This window comes from Streptomyces sp. NPDC054956, assembly GCF_053609185.1.
The window spans coordinates 11,819-14,701 of record NZ_JBSGXB010000191.1; the positions used below are offsets into that span (position 1 = coordinate 11,819).

Annotated in this window: 2 protein-coding genes and 1 pseudogene; all 3 read right to left on the reverse strand. The window is 77.2% G+C overall.

From position 1 onward, the window contains the following. Nucleotides 1-213 precede the first annotated feature (213 nt). Nucleotides 214-1,527, reverse strand: a pseudogene (gene pcaB, locus ACWGDE_RS25725) (3-carboxy-cis,cis-muconate cycloisomerase); the annotation flags it as partial. 55 nt (nt 1,528-1,582) lie between these two features. Continuing rightward, nucleotides 1,583-2,173, reverse strand: coding sequence for a protocatechuate 3,4-dioxygenase subunit alpha (gene pcaG / locus ACWGDE_RS25730; RefSeq protein ID WP_453391393.1), 591 nt, complete (start codon nt 2,171-2,173; stop codon nt 1,583-1,585). Continuing rightward, nucleotides 2,170-2,883 (reverse strand): protocatechuate 3,4-dioxygenase subunit beta (gene pcaH, locus ACWGDE_RS25735; protein ID WP_453391394.1); only part of this gene is annotated, 714 nt, incomplete at its 5' end. The genes pcaG and pcaH, both read right to left, overlap by 4 nt.

A 2,883-nucleotide genomic window follows, 5' to 3' on the forward strand; every position in this document is an offset into this window, starting at 1 on the left:
CGCCCCGCCCCATCCCGAAACTGGAGGCTCCGCCCCCAGCCCCCCGTCCCGGTGCTCCGCCCCGGACCCCCGCGCCTCGAACGCCGGCGGGGCTGGAGGTACCGGAGTGCCCGGAATCGGGGGTCTGGGTGCCGGGCCCCCAGTTCCAGTAAGGGGCGGGGTGGGGGAAAGCTCCAGGACCCACGACGGTGCCGCCGAGCGGGGCGAGGGCTCTCTGCGCAGGGCGTCGTCGACCAGCAGAGGGGCGGCCCCCGTGCCGGTGGCCGGGTCGGCGAGGGCTCGCAGGTGCTCCGGGTCGACCCGGTTCTCCAGTTCGGGCGCCCTGGCGAGTACGTCCGCCAGGGTCGAGCGGTCCTCCAGGGCCCGGCCGGTGGCCCGGTCCAGGAGGTCGCGGGCTGCGGCTCGGCCGAGGTGTTCGGAGAGGGCCGCGGCCAGCCGCTCGCTCGCCACCAAACCATGGGTGCGGTGCAGGTTCCCCAGCATCCGGTCGGGGAAGACCCGCAGGCCCTCGGCGAGCGCCGCCGTGTGGTGGGCGGCTCCCCCGGCGAGGCGCAGGAGTTCGCGCAGGGGCTGCCATTCGGCGTGCCAGGCGCCGGCCGGACGTTCGTCCTCCGCGACGAGCGAGCCGAGCAGGACGGCGGCGAGCCCCGGGGCCTGGCGGGCCGCGGCGGCGGTCAGTGCGGCGCGTACGGGGTTGTTCTTGTGGGGCATGGCGGAGGAGCCGCCGCCCTCGCCCTCGGCCAGCTCCGCGATCTCGGTGCGGCTCAGCACCAGCACGTCCGCGGCCGGTTTGCCGAGCGCGGTGGCGGTGAAGGCGAGCGCGCCGGCGAGGTCGGCGACCGGGGTGCGCAGGGTGTGCCAGGGCAGGCGCGGGACGGCGAGGTCCAGCTCCTTCGCGTACGCCCCGACCAGCGCGGGGCCGCTGCCGGGGGCCCTGGCCAGTTGCTCGAAGGCGGCCAGCGTGCCCGCCGCGCCGCCCAGTTGGGCCGGGAGCACGAGGGCGGCGAGCCGGTCGTCCGCGTCGAGTACGAGGCTGCGCCAGCCCGCGGCCTTCAGCCCGAAGGTGGTGGGGACGGCGTGCTGGGTGAGGGTGCGGCCCGCCATGGGGGTGTCGCGGTGTGCGGCGGCGAGCCGTCCGAGTGCCGTGGCGGCGCGGTGGAGCGAGGCGCGGATCAGGGGCAGGGCGCGGGCCGTGACGAGCATCGTGGCGGTGTCCAGGATGTCCTGGCTGGTCGCGCCCCGGTGGACGTACGGCGCCGCGTCCGGCGGTACGGCGGCGGTCAGTTCGGCGATCAGGGGGATGACGGGGTTTCCGCCGCCGCGGGCGCGCAGGGCGAGCTCGCGCAGGTCGTGGCGGTCCAGGCGGGCCGCCGCCTCCGTGACGGCGGCCGCCGCCTCGGCGGGGGCCTGGCCGAGGGCGGCCTGGGCCCGGGTGAGGGCGGCCTCGGCGTCGAGCATGGCCCGGAGGAAGGCGAGGTCGCCGGTGGCCGCCTCGACTTCGGTCCCGGCGCGGACGGGCGCGAGCAGCCCGACGTCGTCGTACGGATGCGCGGGGAGGACGGCCGGGGATGCGGCGGGGGTCTCAGCGGAAGTCAAGGAACACCGTCTCCTCGGGGCCCTGAAGGCGGACGTCGAAGCGGAGGGTGCGCGGACCCGTCCCGGTCGCGAGCAGGGTGGCGCGCCGGTCCGGTGCGAGCGAGGCGAGCAGCGGGTCGGCGTCCGCGGCCGGTCCGGGCAGGTAGATCCGGGTGAAGAGGTGGTGCAGCAGGCCGCGGGCGAAGACGCAGACGCAGAGGTACGGGGCTCCGGCGGGCGGCAGGGTGCGCACCGCCCAGTGGCCGTCGGCGTCGGTGGCGACCCGGCCGAAGCCGGTGAAGGTGACGCCGTCCCGGCCGGCGTGGCCGCCGGTGACCGGGTCCCGCCGCAGGGAGCCGGGGGCGCCGCGGCGGCTCCCGTCCGGGCCCGGCTGCCAGATGTCGAGGAGGGCGTCGGGGACGGGAACGCCGTCGCCGTCGTACACGTACCCGTGGACGGTGATCGTGTCCGGGTGGCCGGCCGGGGCGAGGTCGCCGCCGCCGGGGAAGGGCAGCGCGTACCCGTAGAAGGGGCCCACGGTCTGCGCGGGGGTGGGGCGCAGGGCGGTGGGGGGTGAGGGGGCGGGCTCGTGGGTCATCGGCCTTCCTCGATCCAGGTCGCGGCGGGACCGTCGAGGACGATGTCCCAGCGGTAGCCGAGCGACCACTCGGGGGTGGACAGGTCGTGGTCGTAGGCGGCGACGAGCCGGGCGCGCGCCGAGTCGTCGGTGACCGCCTGCAGGATGGGGTCGTAGGCGAAGAGCGGATCGCCGGGGAAGTACATCTGCGTGACGAGGCGCTGGGTGAACGCGCTCCCGAAGAGGGAGAAGTGGATGTGCGCGGGGCGCCAGGCGTTGGTGTGGTTGCGCCAGGGGTAGGCGCCGGGCCTGATCGTGGTGAAGTGGTAGAAGCCCTGATCGTCCGTCAGGCAGCGGCCCGCGCCGGTGAAATGGGTGTCGAGCGGGGCCGGGTGCTGGTCGAGCAGGTGGGCGTAGCGGCCGGCGGCGTTGGCCTGCCAGATCTCGACGAGCTGGCCGCGTACGGGGCGTCCCGCGCGGTCGAGGACCCGACCCGTGACGGTGATCCGCTCGCCGAGCGGTTCGCCGGCGTGGCCGCGGGTCAGGTCCGCGTCCAGGGGCAGGACGTCGGTGACTCCGAAGACCGGGCCGGAGAGTTCGACGGCATCGGGGTCGCGGGCGGCCCCCAGGGGCCGCCCGGGGGGGGGGGCCGCGCCGGGGGGGGGGGGGGGGTGTGCGGGCGCGGGGGGTGGGGGCGCCCGGGCGGCGCGGGGGGTGTCCGGGGGCGCGGC

Bases quoted from the DNA above. Each gene is read 5' to 3' on its own strand.
- pcaG (WP_453391393.1), bottom strand. From the start codon at position 2,173: ATGACCCACGAGCCCGCCCCCTCACCCCCCACCGCCCTGCGCCCCACC.